This window comes from Ignavibacteriales bacterium, from assembly GCA_026390815.1.
GTDB lineage: Bacteria > Bacteroidota > Ignavibacteria > Ignavibacteriales > SURF-24 > JAPLFH01.
In genome coordinates this window covers 61,998-79,855 of sequence record JAPLFH010000033.1, presented here as the reverse complement: position 1 = coordinate 79,855, position 17,858 = coordinate 61,998, and the positions used below count along the sequence as shown (strand labels likewise).

At 33.7% G+C, this 17,858-nt stretch carries 11 protein-coding genes; 1 reads left to right on the top strand and 10 read right to left on the bottom strand.

Annotated elements, in window-relative coordinates:
* Positions 1-45 precede the first annotated feature (45 nt).
* The 10 genes from NTX22_10225 to NTX22_10180 all read right to left on the bottom strand — a co-directional run bounded on the left by NTX22_10225 (position 46) and on the right by NTX22_10180 (position 11,190).
* Positions 46-984 (bottom strand): hypothetical protein, encoded by a 939-nt coding sequence (locus NTX22_10225; GenBank protein ID MCX6150890.1) that lies wholly within the window; start codon positions 982-984, stop codon positions 46-48.
* A 63-nt stretch (positions 985-1,047) separates the two neighbouring features.
* The gene (locus NTX22_10220) at positions 1,048-2,040 is read right to left on the bottom strand and encodes a hypothetical protein (protein ID MCX6150889.1); all 993 of its coding nucleotides are present in this window, start codon (positions 2,038-2,040) and stop codon (positions 1,048-1,050) included.
* 345 nt (positions 2,041-2,385) lie between these two features.
* Positions 2,386-3,951 (bottom strand): histidine ammonia-lyase, encoded by a 1,566-nt coding sequence (hutH, locus tag NTX22_10215; protein ID MCX6150888.1) that lies wholly within the window; start codon positions 3,949-3,951, stop codon positions 2,386-2,388.
* On the bottom strand, positions 3,926-5,206 hold the full coding sequence (gene hflX / locus NTX22_10210) for a GTPase HflX (GenBank protein MCX6150887.1): 1,281 nt from the start codon (positions 5,204-5,206) through the stop codon (positions 3,926-3,928). The genes hutH and hflX overlap by 26 nt, the downstream gene beginning before the upstream one ends.
* A 25-nt stretch (positions 5,207-5,231) precedes the next feature.
* The gene (locus NTX22_10205; protein ID MCX6150886.1) at positions 5,232-5,702 is read right to left on the bottom strand and encodes a hypothetical protein; all 471 of its coding nucleotides are present in this window, start codon (positions 5,700-5,702) and stop codon (positions 5,232-5,234) included.
* Between the two features lie 55 nt (positions 5,703-5,757).
* Complete coding sequence (locus tag NTX22_10200) at positions 5,758-7,857, bottom strand: BatA domain-containing protein (GenBank protein ID MCX6150885.1); 2,100 nt, start codon at positions 7,855-7,857, stop codon at positions 5,758-5,760.
* Positions 7,858-7,953: 96 nt separating this feature from the next.
* A complete protein-coding gene (locus NTX22_10195; GenBank protein MCX6150884.1) occupies positions 7,954-9,078 on the bottom strand; it encodes a glycosyltransferase family 4 protein in 1,125 nt (374 codons plus the stop codon).
* On the bottom strand, positions 9,078-10,409 hold the full coding sequence (locus NTX22_10190; protein MCX6150883.1) for a SpoIID/LytB domain-containing protein: 1,332 nt from the start codon (positions 10,407-10,409) through the stop codon (positions 9,078-9,080). The genes NTX22_10195 and NTX22_10190 overlap by 1 nt, the downstream gene beginning before the upstream one ends.
* A gap of 186 nt (positions 10,410-10,595) precedes the next feature.
* Entirely contained in the window at positions 10,596-10,892 is a 297-nt protein-coding gene (locus tag NTX22_10185; GenBank protein ID MCX6150882.1) for a YciI family protein, read from the bottom strand.
* Positions 10,893-10,926: 34 nt separating this feature from the next.
* Entirely contained in the window at positions 10,927-11,190 is a 264-nt protein-coding gene (locus tag NTX22_10180) for a hypothetical protein (protein MCX6150881.1), read from the bottom strand.
* A gap of 295 nt (positions 11,191-11,485) precedes the next feature.
* On the opposite strand from NTX22_10180, the gene NTX22_10175 reads away from it, so the two are divergent.
* Positions 11,486-17,779 carry a lamin tail domain-containing protein gene (locus NTX22_10175; GenBank protein MCX6150880.1) on the top strand — a complete coding sequence of 2,098 codons (6,294 nt, stop codon included), beginning with the start codon at positions 11,486-11,488 and terminating at the stop codon, positions 17,777-17,779.
* Positions 17,780-17,858 lie beyond the last annotated feature (79 nt).

The window sequence follows — 17,858 nt, the reverse complement described above, 5'->3', positions numbered from 1 at the left end:
ATTATTTGTCTAGTAAATTGAAGTTACATTTCGAAAAAATAGTATTCAAACAATTATATAATATTCATACTCGTTTTCTTGATTTACTGTTTCAATAAACCTATATACATCAAATTTTTTATTTACTATTACTATCGATTCTTCAATTCGAGCAACTGATTGAATTTTGTAATAGTGAAATAATTTTATTTCATCAAAATCTTCTATTTCTCTTTCATCACTTATGGAGAATATCTTATTGGCCAAATAAACATTAAAATGATTAATTTCCTCACAAAAATTTTCATCCGAGGACTCAATAAATTCTACAATATAATCCCTATATGAAGATAAGAAATCAAACATCAGTGAATCTGAATATGTGATAGGTTTAAACCTTAAAATCTCTTCTTCTGTGATAACATTATTTTCTTCATTAGAAAGATTATTATAACCATTCCCAACATACTTAATTCCCGTATCTGTAATATTCCAACAAAATCCTTGGGCATTATAATCAACATATTTTAAATCAGCCAGTTTTGACAAACATTTATAAAAGTGAATTTCCCAATTTAAATAATTTGTTAATTTTGAATTAGGTTGTAAATCTTCTATTGATAATCTTTCACGTGACTCATTTAGAACTAAATCCTTTAATTCTACTGTTGTTACATTATCAAATTCCTCTAAGTTTGACAGAATTTCATTTACAAAATTACTCTGGATTTTCTTGGTAGAATTATTACCCGTTGCATTATCTTTTTCTTTTAATAATAATCTTTCACAATAAAACTTATTTATAATTTCTAAATGATGCTGTAGCTTAGATTTAAAATCATTTAACAATTTTAGCTCTTTTACAGTCCCTTGAATGATAGGCAAATCATTTTTTTTTAGTTGTTCAATTAAAAATTCTTTTAAGGAATTAGCGTATTTATCAATTGATATCTGTAATAAATTAATCCCATAGTTAAGATGTTTATATTGTCTTCTTATATCCATAATAACCGATCCTATTTTATGATTGAATTACTTATACCCACTGATAATACTCTTTAGAATTTTTTAAAAATGATATAGGGATCGTTGGTTATACTGATTTAATTCAGAAAAATATTCTGTATTATCATTTACAAAATGAAAAAAGAAATTAGAGTAGCCCAATTTTTCAGCAAATGAATGAAAATTTTGTTGATTAATCTCTAATCCATTCGAAAAATCAAACTCTCTCTCATTAATTATTTTGCGATATAACCAAGGATTAATAATAAATTTAGCATTTCCTTCCTTGAATACTTCAAAAATCCCGATTAAAAAATGTGGATACATTCCTCCTAGCAGCATTATCTCACTATGGGAATCCTTGTACCATTGAACTCCATATTTCTTTAATTTATTTGTGAGTGTTTTTGCCTTTATATAGTAGTGACAGTTTTTTGTCAATGAATATACAAATACAATTCCTCTATCAAAGCTACATTTACTTAAGGCAAATTTACTTGCAACTTTATATTTGTTGCGGCCATATGTTAAGGAAATGAATGGTGAGTAATTTTTAAAGGTTTCGCAAGAACCGTAATTATGTAGAAACGAAATAAAAAATATTTTCCATTTTGCTAAAAGATCATTACCCAAATTTGGAAGATCTTCTATAAAAGAATTGGGAATTACACCTTTGATATTATAATCTTTAGTTTTAAGATTTAATATTTTATTTACTTGTTCAACAAGTTGTATAATTTCTTGGATTATATCAGACGAATCATTTTTATAGGGAGAGTGATTGTTTGCTGGCCTATCAATAGCAGAACGCGATTTCTGCCCAACGATAAATATTTTCGATAAATCATGAATGATAAAGTTATTATGATTCTCTAATGTTTTCTTAGAATCACCTCGAGTGCAAAGATATACTTTTTTTGAGGTTTCTAACTCTTGTATTAGTGATAATAATCGGTTTTTGTGGTTTAATGAAATCTCATTCAAATCATAGTTCAATGAATCAGCATTTGGATGGAAGGATAATATTGAAGTGGTTTCTAAAAATAAATTTCTCATATAAAGAGACTAACAATTATATAATAAAAGATTTGTGCTTCTTAAAAACGGCACTATTTTCTGAACTATTATTTTCAATCGTTAACTTATAACATCAAAAAACTATTGTCAACAAAAAACCAAGAATGCCATTGATTTTGATTTTCTTATAATGCAGTTTTGTATGTGTATTTGACACCCCTCTGGTTTCGACCAAGGACGCAAGGCCACAGTTTCTGTAGTCTCTGCTTTTTAAAAGTAGCTTTTGTTAAAAGAGTAAGAGAAGGGGTTTTGAGAGATTCACAATTACCCGAAGTAATTCCTGGAACAAATATCCCAAAAATGAAAAGCTGGTAATTATAAAGCTTACTTTACAAAAACATTCTTTTCAACTGCTTTCAGTAAGGAACCATTCTTAACCAATTCCAGCACTTTCTGCACATCATCATATAAAACTCTGTCTTCTTCCAGCGGTGCAACTACTTTTCTAATTTCTTTATAAGCCGCTTCTGTTCCCTCTCCGCATTTCAATGGTTTATGAAACTCAACACCTTGCGCAGCAGTTAGTAACTCTATCGCTAACACTGATTGTAAATTTTTCATTATGCGATAGCATTTCTGTGCCGCAATTGATCCCATTGAATTATGATCTTCCTGATTTGCTGAGGTTGGAATTGAATCCACACTTGCAGGATGAGCAAGGACTTTGTTTTCAGAAACCAGACTTGCTGCTGTGTATTGTGCAATCATCAACCCGGAATTAAGTCCTCCTTTCTTTGCAAGGAATCGGGGTAAGCCGCTTAGTGCACCGTTCACTAGTCTTTCCGTCCGTCGTTCAGAAACATTAGCTAATTCAGAAAGAGCGATGCACATAAAATCCATTGCAAGTGCCATCGGCTGCCCGTGGAAATTTCCACCTTCAATGTGTTCTTCTGTCCCAGGAAAGATTAATGGATTATCATTAGCTGAATTAATTTCTATTTCAACACGCGAGCAAACATAATCAATCGCATCCCGCGATGCACCATGAATTTGCGGAATGCAACGGAGCGAATATGCATCCTGAACACGCGGATCATTTTCTACATGCGATTTTCTAATTTCGGAATTCTTAATCAAAGCTAAAATATTTTGTGCTGTGGTAATTTGTCCATTATACGGACGAAGTTTGTGCAATTTCAAATCGAAAGCTTTGTCGGTTCCTCTCAGCGCTTCGATGGATAAAGCCGAACTGACATCTGCCAGTTTGTTAAGTTTTTTTGCCTGGATACAAATGTAAGAAGCAAACGCTGTCATCATCTGCGTTCCATTGATTAAAGCTAATCCTTCTTTTGCACCAAGTTTTACCGGCTCCAAACCAAATTTTCTTAAAGCAACTTTAGCCTTATAAATTTTTTCTTCACTCTTCACTCTACGTTCTAAACTCTTAACTATCCAGCATCTTCCTTTACCAATCATTGATAAAACCAGGTGAGAAAGCTGAACCAGATCTCCGCTTGAACCAACAGAACCCTGCGATGGAATAACCGGAATAATATTGCTATTCATCATATCAATTAAAAGTTGAACTGTGGAAAGACGAATGCCGGAATAACCTTTTGCTAATGCATTTGCGCGGAGCAGCATCATTACCTTAACAATCTTTGCCGGAAGATAATCGCCTGTTCCTACTGCGTGACTTAAAATTAAATTTTCCTGAAGTTTTTCTAAATCCTTTGGGGAGATATTAACATTAGCAAACTCGCCAAAGCCAGTGGTTACTCCGTATATAACTTTATTTTCCTGTATCCATTTTTCAACCAATGCTCGGGATTTGTTTATTCGTTTCTTTGCGGCGGTAGTTATAATAACCGTTGGATTTTCATTTAGGAAGAATTCTATCTTTGCTAATGTAAGTGAATTGCCGTCAATCGAGAGCGTCTGCCTTTTCATCAATTATTCTTTTTATTTTGTTAGAGATTGTAGTGTTCGACCGAAATTTAACTAAAACTTTTTCCTCATCATAAATAGTGGAGATAACATCAGCCATCGAATGAATCTTTGCAACGATCTTTGAATCATCAAGTCCCAGTACAACCGTTTCTTCTTTGAATGTTTCTTCAGTTACCTTTTGTAATTTCTCTTTCAACTTACCAATGTTTATTCCTCTTGCTGCAGAAATGAAAATACCATTGGAATATTTTTTAAGCACGTAATCCATTTTACTTTTATCTTCAAGCGCATCAACCTTATTGAATATTTTCAATTGAGTTTTTTTATCGGAACCAAGTTCTTTCAGCGTTTGATCAACAACCGCAATATGATCTTCGAAGAACGGATGAGAGACATCAATCACATGAAGAATAATATCTGCTTCCCGAACTTCGTTAAGTGTACTTTTGAATGAAGCTACAAGATGATGCGGTAGTTTACGTATAAATCCAACCGTATCGCTAAGAAGTAATGTTTGCTTATTATCAAGCGGAAGCGCACGTGTGGTTGAATCCAGAGTTGCAAAAAGTTTATCTTCAACAAGAACATCGGAATCTGTAAGAAGATTAAGCAAAGTAGATTTGCCGGCATTGGTATATCCAACCAGCGAGGCTTTAAGAAATCCTTTACGATGAGCTACTTTTGTAACACGTTGTGCTTCTATCTTTTCAAGTTTTTGTTTTAGATGACTAATTCTTTCACGGATCATCCTTCGGTCGGTTTCTATTTGCGTTTCACCAGGACCTTTAGTTCCTATTCCACCATACTGTTTGGAAAGGTGAGTCCATGCACGTGTTAAACGCGTTAACAAATATTGAAGCTGCGCTAACTCCACCTGCGTTTTAGCTTCTTTCGTTTTTGCATGTGAAGCAAAGATATCAAGAATGAGGTCGCTTCTATCAACAATTTTTTTGTTTATAAGTTTTTCAAGATTTCTAACCTGGATAGGGCTTAAATCGTCATCGAAAATTACGAGTGCAATATCATTCATCTCCACAAGCTGAGCGATTTCCTCCGCCTTTCCTTTGCCAATGTAATATGCAGAATCAATTCTGTCTTTATCCTGAATGATCTTCATAAAAGTTTCTGCACCGGCAGTGTGCGAAAGCAGTTCTAATTCAGCAAGATGTTCCTCAACAACTTCGCGAGAATGTGTGTGCGTGTTAAGCGAAACCAGAATTGCTTTTTCAATTATATTTTGTTGTGTTTCTAACATTCAATTATTCCATTTTGAAAAAGTTTTATAATTCAGCGCATCTTGCATTATGCCATTCGCCTTCAAATAATGGAATTCCTTTAAATAATCTTTCACTATCACATTCATCCCAAATAATTTTTAAACTTAAAATGCAGTTACTACCCGAATATAGATATTTCCCAACCTTTTCAATGCACTTATTACTCCAGATAAAAATTGTATCTTTTAATATTCTATATTTTCCTCCTATTTGTGCAAAACTATTGTTTTCTGAGGTAATTGTATATGTCCCATTAGTGTAAGTACGCAACATAATTTTTTGCGACCATTCTTTAAATAAACTATCCGTCTCCTTTTCAAATCCGTGGACTGTTTGTCGCCAAACACCAATAATTTTCCCGTCGAATTTATATTCAGGCGGTCCAGTATATTTCTTCTCGACAATGGTGTAACAACCAATCAAATAAATAACAAATACTAAATGGATAGATATTAACAATATTTTAGATTTCATATTAAATATTTTCCCACATTTTAATTAATTGTTTTAATACAATAATTTTAAAATATTAAACTAAATCCTTCTTTGCACTTCGGGCAATCAGCATTTCAAGCAAAGCTAAAACAAACGCTACTATTAAAAACAATCTCCACAATTCCGAACCGAATCTTGCTTGCTGTATTCTGACGGAATAATTTTCATCCGGGTCCAATTTTAATACTTTTCCATTGAAATTTATTTTCTTCAGGTAATCGTCAATCTCACCACTTGTCAGTTTTGTTGTATTAGATTCAAGCGGATTTATATTTACTGCAAATTTATCTGTCAGCTTTTCACCGGAATAAATCTTGTAATTTCCTGCCGTTTCAGTTTTGTTATAGGATAAATAATTTTGGTTCGATTGATTATTCAGATTTACAAATTCTTCATTCTTATCCGGCTTTACAATCTTTATCTGAGGGAAAGTATTGTTTTGCAAACTGATGTTTACATTATCGCCGGTAAGATAACTTGTAATTTGGTTGTCTTTGGAAGAAAGATAAAAAACCGATTTATAAATCATTGGGACAAAGATTCCTTTTAGCGGCAGGTTTGTCCAGCTTAACGCTGGCGCAGAACTCATTACAAAAATTTTTCCTTTACCATATTTATATTCACTAAAAAATGAAGAGTTATCAGAAAGCAGGATTATACTTTTCCCTTTACCCTGCGAAAATATTTTGAAGTAATGATAAATCTCCGGCGATTCAACCTGCTTCTTTGCTTTCTTTTCAAAGATGTTTGCAAATACCGGATGTTCGAATTCAACTTTATCAAATGCTGCAACTGACTGAAGCAATCCTTCTTTACCAACTTCGGAAACTGGAACTGGTAATTGAAGTTTAGAGCATGCTTCTTTAAAATCATTTAAGCTTGTTTTGGTGCCGGGCATTAAGAAAACACTCCCTCCGTTTGAAAGATATTTAATTGCGCGGTCTGAATTCTGTAAAAAATTTGTCCCGACAAACAAAACCACATCATAATTATTCAGATTAGCTGATGGTAATTGATTAAAATTCTTTCGTGTAAGGATAAGATGTTTATTTTCTTCACCTGCAGTTAACGCCAATTCAAGAAATTTGGAATCTGTTTCTGTTTCTGTAAAAATGATTACTGAAATTTTTTCCGGAATAGACAAGTTCAAATATCGCTTATTGTCCTGAAGAACATCATCATCTTCAATCGCAGTCATAACATCAATATAACCGGTAGATTTAAGTACTGTCTCGAATATAATTTTTTCGCTTTCACCCTCTGCAAGATTAATGCTTTGTTGTGCACTTCTTTCACCGTTCACATACAATGAAGCAACAACATTATTAGCTGGCTGCTTTGAATAATTAGTCACGGTTGCCGTAAAGCTAATCGGTTTATCTTTTTCAAAGATTTGATTATTAGCTTCAAAGTTATCTATACCAAGATTAAATATTTCTTTTCCGGAAAAATCGAACAGATACATTTTAACTTTATCATCAAGAAGCTGGCTCAAATTGGAAATTGCATCGCCGGAATTTGTTAATCTTGTTTTCTGATAATCTGATAAAATATAAATCTCTTTGTTAAAATTTTTTGATTGCTCAAAAAGCTTTGCTGCTTTCAGAATTGAATTATGGAGCGTTCCGCTTACTGAAGATATTTCAGTTTCATCGATCAGTTTTCGGAAATCGTTTAAGTTGGTTGTTGGTTGAATTTCTTCCTTTGAAATATCAGCAGCCGAAATCAATGCAACTTCATCACCTTCCTGAAGCTGGTTGAGCAACGTTTTTACAACTTGTTTTGCGCGGTTAAAGTAGGATCCTTTTTCATTCACAACAGACATACTGAAAGTATTATCGAGAATAAACACTGCGGTAGTTTTTGCAGATGAAGTTGTTCCGCCAATTGCAACACCCTTTATTGCCGGACGCGCAAATGCACCAACAAGAAAAAGAATTATCAGAAACCGCAGAAGAAGTAGAAGCCATTGTTTCAGTTTTATTTTCCTAATCTTATTTTTCTGAAGTTCTTTAAGAAAAGTAAGAGTGCTAAAATCAATTCTCTTCAGCTTCCGTAAATTCAACAAGTGAATAAGCACCGGAATTGCCGTCGCAATCAAACCAAATAATACTGCTGGATTTAAAAAAGTCATTTATTGTCTAATATTTATCTTAAAATAATTTTTTAATTACAAAATTCTATAATAACAAGATTGCAAGATTCAAATCCGGTAAAATTAATTTTGTAATCATGAAATTTTGTAATTATGCAATCGTTTATAAATATTAACTGCTTTATCAGTCAACGCTTCTATATCAAACATCTCAACAGCTCTTCTTCTTGCCGCTTCACCAAATTCAGTTCTTGTACCGGGTGATTTTATTAACAATTCCAATTTGTCTGCTAAATCTTTTCCGTTTTGTTTTTGAAAAAGATATGAAGTAACACCATCAACAGCAATATCTAAAACTCCATCTGAATTTGAACAGACAGAGGATTTACCCATAGCCATTGCTTCCGCCAAAGCAATACCAAAAGCTTCTGAGTGTGAAGGAAAAGCAAAAATGTCCATCGATGCTAAAATTTCTGGCGTATCTTTTCTGAACCCCGTAAATACAACTTTGTCTTCAACTCCAAATTCTCTGGCAAGCGCTTTTATCTTTTGTTCATATTCAACTTCACCACGGCTTGGTTCACCAACAATCATAAATTTTAAGTTGGGGTATTTTGGAATAAGTTCTTTGGCGGCAAATAAAAATTCTTCGTGTCCCTTTCCCCAGCTAAAGCGGGCAAGCATTCCTATTACCAATTCCTCTTTATCGATTGAGATTTCATTTCTAACTTTTTCTTTATCAATCATTGCGGGATCAAATCGCTTTGTATCAACTCCGTTATGTAAAAGCTGGATTTTTTCGTCAGACAGCGGGCAAGTATCAAGCAAATTTTTTTTGATGATCTGACTGATAGCCAACGCTAAATTTACTCTGTTATAAATCCATTGATGAAGTTTATCTTTCTTAACAATGAACGATCCAACCTGCTTTGTCATTACTAGGGGAATTTGAGTTGCCGCAAGTTTTAATGCTGGAACAAGCACCCACAAATCCTTGGATGCTTGGGTATGAATTAAATCAAATGCACCCTTTTTCAAAATCTTTTTCAGTTTAATTATTTCCAGGGGATGAAAATACCCGGATGCTTTTACAGTATGAACAATAACTCCAAGCGTAATGGCTTCGGAATGTATTCTGGAATTGGGAAAGCAGAGCAGTTCTGTTTCAATATTTCTTTTAAGCAATTGGGCAACAGCCTGGAGCGTAAACATTTCCATTCCGCCCCAGCTTTTAGATAAACACGAATAAAGAATCTTCATTAGTTATAGAGCTTCTTTATATGTGCACCTGGAAAATAGTGTAAAAGAATTTCATCAAACTTATAACCCATTTGTCCCATAACCGCCGCACCAATCTGGCATAGCCCAACTCCGTGTCCCCAGCCAGCTCCATTCAGAATAAATTTCTGCGGAATATCTTCAACAAGATTTTCTTTATCAACTACAAAGGCAGCGCTGTAAAGATGCGACTTTGATAAAGTTCTTCTAATTTCCAACTCCTTGCCAATAGTTAAAGTTTTTTTCGTCCCAACTATTTTCAATTTAATTAATCTGGCAGAATAACCTCTTTCAACAGGAATAAGATCGACAATAAAACCAAAATCAATTCCACTTTTCTCTTTAATCAAATCTGATAACTCTTGCTGTGTGTATTCAACTTTCCAGCGGTAAAAGTCAGTGGTTTTTTGGTCGAAGTTTGGCAATACCTGTGCAAGAATTTTCTCATCTTTCGTGTTGCAGAATGCAGATGGATTGGAAATTATCCACTTACGTGCATTCGTTTCGTCAGAAAAATCGATATTATAATTTTCAACTTCAAACTTATAATCAACAATTGAAGCAAGGTAAGAATATTTAACCGGTTCCCAAACGTTTTCAAATGCTTCTGTAATTCCGCCGCAGCTTTTATAATAACGGGAATCGCAAACTTTATCATTACTAAATAAAACTATTCCCCGCGTTTCTTCAATTGCCTGTTTAACAACATCAGTATAAATTTTTGTTATTCCCTGGTAACGCTGGCAATGATCATCTGCACAAACATCAAAATGAATATGATCTTCTCTGTCATACCATTTAACAAGTTCGTTTTCATCCATAAATACTGTTTTATATTTTTCTTTTGCTTTGCTTCTTTCTAATTGGGCAAGCAGCCAGCTTCTGGAAATTATGGAATGTGCCTTAAGTAAATTGATCGAACTTCGCGCACTCATTTCAGAAGAAACCACACTTGTTAAATAAGCTTCAATGGGGATGATATTAATAACAGTTATTTTATTTCCCACGCGAAGTAATTTCAAATTTCCAAGGAACCGCTGGTTTTCTTTCTGCTCCCAATGAAACTTCACACCGATAATAACATCGCGTAGAAGAAATGATTCCGATTTGAAAATTGTAGGTTGAAAAGTAAGTTCCTTTTTAAAACTTAATTTAACATCCTCGCCTTCAACCCGGATAAAATTTCCTTCTACATAAGCTGAAAATTTTCCGCTGTATATTTTCTCTGATCCTTCAAGCATAAAATCACCATATAGATCAAAGTCAATTCTTTCTCTTGTTAAAACACCTACATTAATTGTTGGTTCGTTCATAAATAATTCCGTTTTATAACTTATTTAAATTTGCATGGTAATATAAAGAATCTGAAAATAAGGTTGAAGAGTAAAATGCCGGTATTAGCCAAGCGTTTTAGTTAATTTGTTGATGAAGTATTAAAAATTGGGAATCCCAAAGCTCAGCTTCCATTTTTCATATTAAAAAACAACCATTTGAAATTTTCAGATTTCAATCCAATCTTTTAAAAATTCCTGATAATTAGCTGGGTGAAATTCAATAAAGTGATAATCCGCCAAACCTTTTTTCTGGTAAGGGTCATCTTTGAAAAATTCCACAATCTCTTCCATCGATTCACCACGGGCTATCAGCATTCCACCAATGCGTGGTACCTGGGGACCAGAAAGCAAAATCTTTTTCATATCATAACCAGTTCTTAAAAAACTTCGGTGTTCCATGGTTGTGCTTTCAATTTTATCTATTGAAACTTTATAAATGATTTCTACAACAAAATGTTTCATAAAATTTTTCTTTTAATATTTTTTTTAACATATTTCATCCCCAATAAATTAACAATCGGGTGGAAAGCCACCAAATAGATTTTTTTTGAATATTATCAGCATTGTATAAATAAATATACTGTGTTTCGGCAGGAGATAAAAATTTGGCGTTAAGTGGAATCATCTGTAACAGTCTTTTGATAGTTGGCTCATTTTTCTTTGGTTTTATATTTCTGTCTTTTTTAATCTTTCGCATCAAAAAGAAAAATGATGCTGAATAATAGCCGGTTGCAATTCTTGTAATTTGATTATCATTCAATACAACTCATTTTCTTTCATCAGATAAAAAGTAATTGCTGCACCAATTCCAACAGCAGGAATTATAAATTCATTCGTATCCTACTCAGATATTTCATCATCCTCTAAAACGTACTTTACTTTTTCTATATAAATTCCAGCGGACATCCAAGAAAATTTTTGTTCGGAACCAGCAAAACAAAAAAATAATAACTATACAGTTTTGTTTTCTCTTTAAATTTAGTTTTTTATATTAGCCATAGAATTTTTGATAATTCATCCTTCTGCTTTAAGTAATAATAATGAGGGGTAAATAAGTGAAGAGAATTATCCTGGTATTTTTTCTCATTCCCGCAATATGCTTTGGCGGGAATGATTCCACGCTCACTTTTACCGAGGTGATGTTTAATGCACCAACCGGAAATAACGAGTTTATTGAAATCTATAATTTAAGTTCAAGTGAAAGTGTAGACCTGACTGGTTATAAAATCAAGTATTACACATCTTCATCCGATGGTATAATTAGTTTGGATACCAATCTAATTTTACCACCAAATTCTTATGCGGTTATACTTGAGGGAGATTATGATTTTGCAAATGGAGTTTACAATTCCCTAATTCCTCTATCAGTTTTAATTTTGAAAATAGACAATGGCTCCTTCGGTTCGTCTGGTATGGCAAATACAACAGATAGAACTATTTTTCTTCTCAATAAACTTAATGATACTGTTGATGTTTATTCTTACTCAGCAAATAACGGCACCGGTTATTCTGATGAAAAGATTATTTTAAATAGTGATAATTCAGTAAACAATTGGAAGAATTCTATTTCGCAAAATGGAACTCCAGGATTTAAAAACTCGATAAGTCAAAAATCGTATGATTTATCTGTAAGCTCATTATCAATTTTCCCGCCTTCTCCTGTCCTTCAAGATGAAATCAAAGTTAATGTTACCGTCACAAATATTGGAATCTTATCTGCAAATAATTTTACAATGGAAATCTTTCTCGATAAAAATCTCGATTCTCTTGTAACCGAGGATGATATAATTTATTCGGAATTCCATAGCAATCTACAGGCAAATGATTCCGCTGCTTTCAATACACTTCTTCCAGCTTTACCGGCAAATAATTATCTGCTAATTGCAAAAGTATCTTTTCAACTTGATGAAGACACATCAAACAATATAAGATTTAGAAGATTTGTGCTTCATTCACCACCAAATAAATTTAACGATTTGATTATAAATGAAATTATGTACTCTCCATCTACTGGTCAGCCGGAATGGATTGAACTTTTTAACCGGACAGCCTCATCAATAAATCTAAAGAAGTGGAAGTTTTATGATAATTCATCCCACACGAATGTAACACTTCAGGATAATTTCATTCCACCAAACGGATATGCTGTTCTTTGTAAAGATTCATTGCTAAGAAACCATTTTAATATTCCCGCGGAAATTATTCTGACTAAACTTCCATCTCTTAATAATACAGGCGATATTACTTGCATCCGCGATTCCGCTGGCATAACCATAGACAGCCTTGAATATTTACCAACATGGGGTGGAAATGCAGGGGGCAAATCTTTAGAAAGGATTTCAAGCGAAGGTGAAAGTATATTACAAGAAAACTGGGGAACGTCCAATAGCAAATTTAAGGCAACCCCGGGGAAAATTAATTCGCTTACAAAAAAGAATTATGATTTGGGTATAACTGGATTCAAAACAAAGAATGGTTATGGGATAATTAATGAACCGGTTGCTTTACAAATTAAAATTAAAAACTATGGATTTAATTCATCAGAGAATTTTTCTATAAAGATTTATAATGATTTGAACTCAGATTCAACAATCCAAGCAAATGAGTTTATTGCTGAATTACTTGCCGGAACCGTTTCTGCTGGTGATAGTCTGATTCTAACTTATACAATTACCAATTATTCAATTGGGAAAAATTATTTCATCGTTGAATTGATTTCAACAAATGATGAAGAAGGAGAAAACAATATTTCTTTTACCAGCTTTGTGGGTGTTGTTTTAAACGAAGTTAGAAACGATTTGGTTATAAACGAGTTTATGTATGCGCCAACAACACCAGAACCAGAATGGATTGAAATTTATAACCGAAGTAACAAAACAATTGAATTAAAGAATTATCAGCTTGCGGATGACAACGATACAATAAAAATTGTTAAAACCTCAACGCCACTTCAACCGGGGAAATATTTTGTTATTACAAAAGATAGTTCACTCTTTGCTTTTTTTGATATCCCCGGCAAGTATGTTATTAACAGCTTTCCATCGCTCAATAATTCAACAGACAAAATTATTTTACTCGATTCACTAAACCGGACTATCGATTCCCTTGAATATTCTTCACCGTGGGGCGGGCAATATGGGCGATCATTGGAAAGAATTTCCATAGAAAGAAGTTCAACTGTTAAAGAGAATTGGGGAACTAGCAAAAGCCCGGATAAAGCCACACCCGGAAAAATGAATTCAATTACCATAAAGAACTATGACCTGGCGATTAATGAATTCAAGTCGCTTGAATCTTTTGGCATTCTCGGCAAATCAGTTCGGCTCAGAATCGTTGTTAAGAATATTGGTATGAACAGCTTTAATTCATTTCAGCTTAAAATTTACAAGAATGAAAATGGCGATTCGCTGATTAAGTCATCTGAATTATTAAAAATCATTCAAGACAATCCACTTTCTCCAAACGACAGTCTTACATTCTATTTTGATGTGAACAGCTTTCTTGAAGGAAAGAATTACTTCATTTCAAATTTGTCTGCTGCAAATGATGACGATACTACAAATAATATTTCGTTTACAAATTTTCCGGGAGTAAAGTTAAACGAGGAACGAAATGATATTGTGGTTAACGAAATAATGTACGCACCAAACTCTCCCGAACCCGAATGGTTAGAAATCTACAATCGGAGTTTAAAATCGATTCAGTTGAAAAATTACAAAATTGCAGATGCTTCCGACACAATGCGTGTAATTAAGAATTCAATCACATTGAATCCAAAAGAATATTTTGTAATCGCAAAAGACAGTTCTTTTGTTGGCTATTATGAAATCAATTCGAAGTTCTTAATCAGCAGTTTTCCCTCGCTAAACAATTCTTCTGAAAAAATCATTCTTCTCGATTCGCTTAACCGTACAATCGATTCATTGGAATATCATTCTTCCTGGGGTGGAAGTGCGGGAAGATCATTAGAAAGAATTTCAACTGAGCAGTCTTCAACAATTACAGAGAATTGGGGAACAAGTAAGAATCCGGAAAAAGCTACTCCGGGAACAACTAATTCAATCACCAAAAAGAATTTTGATCTGGCAATAACAGAATTTAAACCTTCAGCAAAGTTTGGAATCCTTGGCAATTCTGTTCGGCTAAGCATTAAAGTGAAAAATATTGGGTTGAACAGTTTTAATTCTTTTCTAATAAAAATATACCGGGACGAAAATTTAGATTCGCTGATGCAGACTAATGAATTGATTACTTCAATTCAAGGTGCAGAAATATTTTCCGGTGACAGTTTAACTTTTACTTTTGAATTAACAAATTTTTCGGAGGGGGAAAACTTTTTCATCGCTGCGTTAAATGCTGCAAGTGATGAAGATACTACTAACAATATCTCTGTCATAGATTTTCAGGGAGTAAAACTTAATGAAGTAAGGAATGATATTGTTATCAATGAAATTATGTATGCGCCAAATTCACCCGAGCCGGAATGGGTAGAGATTTACAATCAAAGCCCCAAAAATGTCGATCTTAAGAATTATCAATTGGCAGACGCAACTGATATAACAAGAATTGCAAGGCACAACCTTTTAATAGCGCCAAATGAATTCATGGTAATCGCGAAGGACAGTTCTATTTTACAGATATATAAAAACAATTTCCGATTATTGATTTCTGACATCCCAACATTAAACAACACTTTCGATAAAATTATTCTTCTTGATTCGTTGGATCGCACAATCGATTCACTTGAGTATTCATCAAAGTGGGGCGGCGGCAACGGGCATTCGCTTGAAAGAATTAATTATCTGGTTGCATCAATCGATTCCTCTAACTGGAAAACCTCAATAACAAAGTTGAAAGCTACTCCCGGACTGATCAACTCAGTTACTAAAAAAGATTATGATCTTGAGTTAACCCAAATTTACTTTGATCCACCGTTTCCGGTTAAAGGTGATTCAATTAAAATTTCTGCAAAAGTGAAAAATATTGGAAAACTGTTGGCGCAGTTTCATCTCCTGCTGTTTGAAGATACCAAGCTTGATTCGACACTAGGAAAACTATTAGAAACTACTACTCAAATTAACTTATCTGGTAACGATTCATCCACAATACAATTTAATTTCATTGAACAGAACCTGATTATGGAAAAAGGATTTGCTGTAAAAATAATATTCGATTCCGATCAGGATACTTCAAACAATTTCGGTTTCAAAAGAATATCACCGGGTTACTTACCATCTTCTTTAATAGTTAACGAAATTATGTTTACACCGCAAGGCGGTGAACCGGAATGGGTAGAACTTTATAATGCTTCACAGGACTCCGTGAATCTGAAAGACTGGAGCATTTCCGATATTTATACAACGCCGGTAAAATCGAAAATAACATCACAGAATATCTACCTGCCACCAAAAAAATATCTTATCATTAGTAAAGATTCGTCAATCAATTTTTATCACAGATATATACCATCAAAATTAATAGTTATGGCTTTACCAGTTCTAAATAACGATGAAGATGGAGTGGTTCTGAGAGACAGCAGAAATGCAGCGATAGATTCAGTTCTTTACAACAAATCCTGGGGAGGATTAAATGGATTTTCGCTTGAGAGAAAATCAAGTTCGTTAAATTCCAATACTCATTCAAATTGGGGCTCTTCGAAAGATTTGGAATTGAGTACTCCCGGAAGAATAAACAGCATTGCTGAGAAGAAATTTGATCTATCATTTGCCGGCATTTCTTCGGTACCGGTATTTCCTGTAGCAGGCGATGAAATATTTCTAAAAGTAAAAGCAGCAAACAATGGAAGCGGCAAAGCAGAAAATTTCCATATACAGTTTTTCTTCAATTCGGATTCTTCAACAAATTATAACTTTTTGACTGAACTGAGTAATCTATCTCTTAACCCAGGTGATACTTCGTGGTTTGCATCAAATATTTCCATCAAAAATATTCAATCAAAGCTTTTTGTTAAAGCAGTTATAATTTTTCCTGCAGATGAAGATTCATTAAATAATACCGGCATTGTTGCAATACAAACCGGCTACGCAAAAAATTTACTACTGATTAACGAAGTGATGTATGATCCTGCCATTGGCGAGCCTGAATGGTTTGAAATGATTAATGTTTCACCCTTAACGTTGAATCTGAAAAATTGGACGGTTGGCGACTTGAGTCTTTCTCTAAATCTACCCAAAATTAGCTCTACTGATTTATTACTAATTCCAAACGAAATACTCGTTGTTGCTAAAGATACTTCTTTCAAAAATTATCATAAAAGTTTCAATGGTAAATTTGCAGCAGTAAATTTTGGTTCGCTTGGTAATACGGATGATGGAATTATTGTTTATGATTTTCGTGGAGCGGTAATAGATAGTTTATATTACAAATCAAGTTGGGGAAACAAACAGGGATTTTCGTTAGAAAGAATATCCACAAATGAGGCAACTAACGACAGCACAAACTGGATGATTTCTTTGAATAAAGATTGCAGTACACCGGGTAAAGCAAATTCCGTTATTGATCTTAAGAGTTATCAAAGCAAAAGTGTGGTTATAAATGAAATTATGTTCGAGCCATCAACAAACAATGCTGAGTTTATCGAATTCCTAAACGTTAGCAATGATTCAATTAATGTGGGTGGTTGGAAAGCAAATGATTTTCTTGTTTCAGATGTAAGCCGGAACATTGCCAGCGGAGAGTATTTTATTCTCGCTTCCGATTCATCCATTCTGAATAATTACAACTGGCTGACTAAAACTAATTTTTCAGTTATCAACCAATCCAGCCTGGGCTTGACTAACACGGAAGATATTATATTAGTAAAGGATGCAAATGGAAATACAATTGATTCAGTTTACTATTTTGCCAAATGGAATAACCAAAATATTTTGGTTACAACAAACAAATCGCTGGAAAGAATAAATCCATTGATAAATGGAAACGAAGCGAATAACTGGAGCACTGCGGTTTGTACTGATGGCGCCACACCTGGCAAACAAAATAGTATCTTTACCCAAAACCAAAAACTGGAAGAAAAGATTTCTGTTTCTCCAAATCCTTTTTCGCCGGATAATGATGGTTTTGAAGATTTCACAATCATCAACTATAACTTAAAACAAACTACAGCGCAGGTAAGAATAAAAATTTTTGATAGCCAGGGAAGACTTGTAAGAACACTATTAAACAACCAGGCAAGCGGTTCGCAAGGTTCTGTAATCTTTGATGGTTTGAACGATTCCGGCAATCCATTACGGATTGGAATTTATATTATCTTTCTTGAAGCTTTAAATGAAAACTCCGGTGTGCTGGAAACAATGAAAACCGTTGTGGTTGTTGCGCGGAAGTTGTAGCAAAGTTTAAAGTTCAGTTAAGGAGTTCAGTTTTTCTGAAAAAAACGAAATGCAATATTTTTTATTGCCACGTTCTTTA

Coding starts and splice junctions, on each gene's coding strand:
- NTX22_10195 (MCX6150884.1), bottom strand. CDS start 9,078: ATGAAGATTCTTTATTCGTGTTTATCTAAAAGCTGGGGCGGAATGGAA.
- NTX22_10220 (MCX6150889.1), bottom strand. CDS start 2,040: ATGAGAAATTTATTTTTAGAAACCACTTCAATATTATCCTTCCATCCA.
- NTX22_10225 (MCX6150890.1), bottom strand. CDS start 984: ATGGATATAAGAAGACAATATAAACATCTTAACTATGGGATTAATTTA.
- NTX22_10190 (MCX6150883.1), bottom strand. CDS start 10,409: ATGAACGAACCAACAATTAATGTAGGTGTTTTAACAAGAGAAAGAATT.
- hutH (MCX6150888.1), bottom strand. CDS start 3,951: ATGAAAAGGCAGACGCTCTCGATTGACGGCAATTCACTTACATTAGCA.
- NTX22_10205 (MCX6150886.1), bottom strand. CDS start 5,702: ATGAAATCTAAAATATTGTTAATATCTATCCATTTAGTATTTGTTATT.
- NTX22_10185 (MCX6150882.1), bottom strand. CDS start 10,892: ATGAAACATTTTGTTGTAGAAATCATTTATAAAGTTTCAATAGATAAA.
- hflX (MCX6150887.1), bottom strand. CDS start 5,206: ATGTTAGAAACACAACAAAATATAATTGAAAAAGCAATTCTGGTTTCG.
- NTX22_10200 (MCX6150885.1), bottom strand. CDS start 7,857: ATGACTTTTTTAAATCCAGCAGTATTATTTGGTTTGATTGCGACGGCA.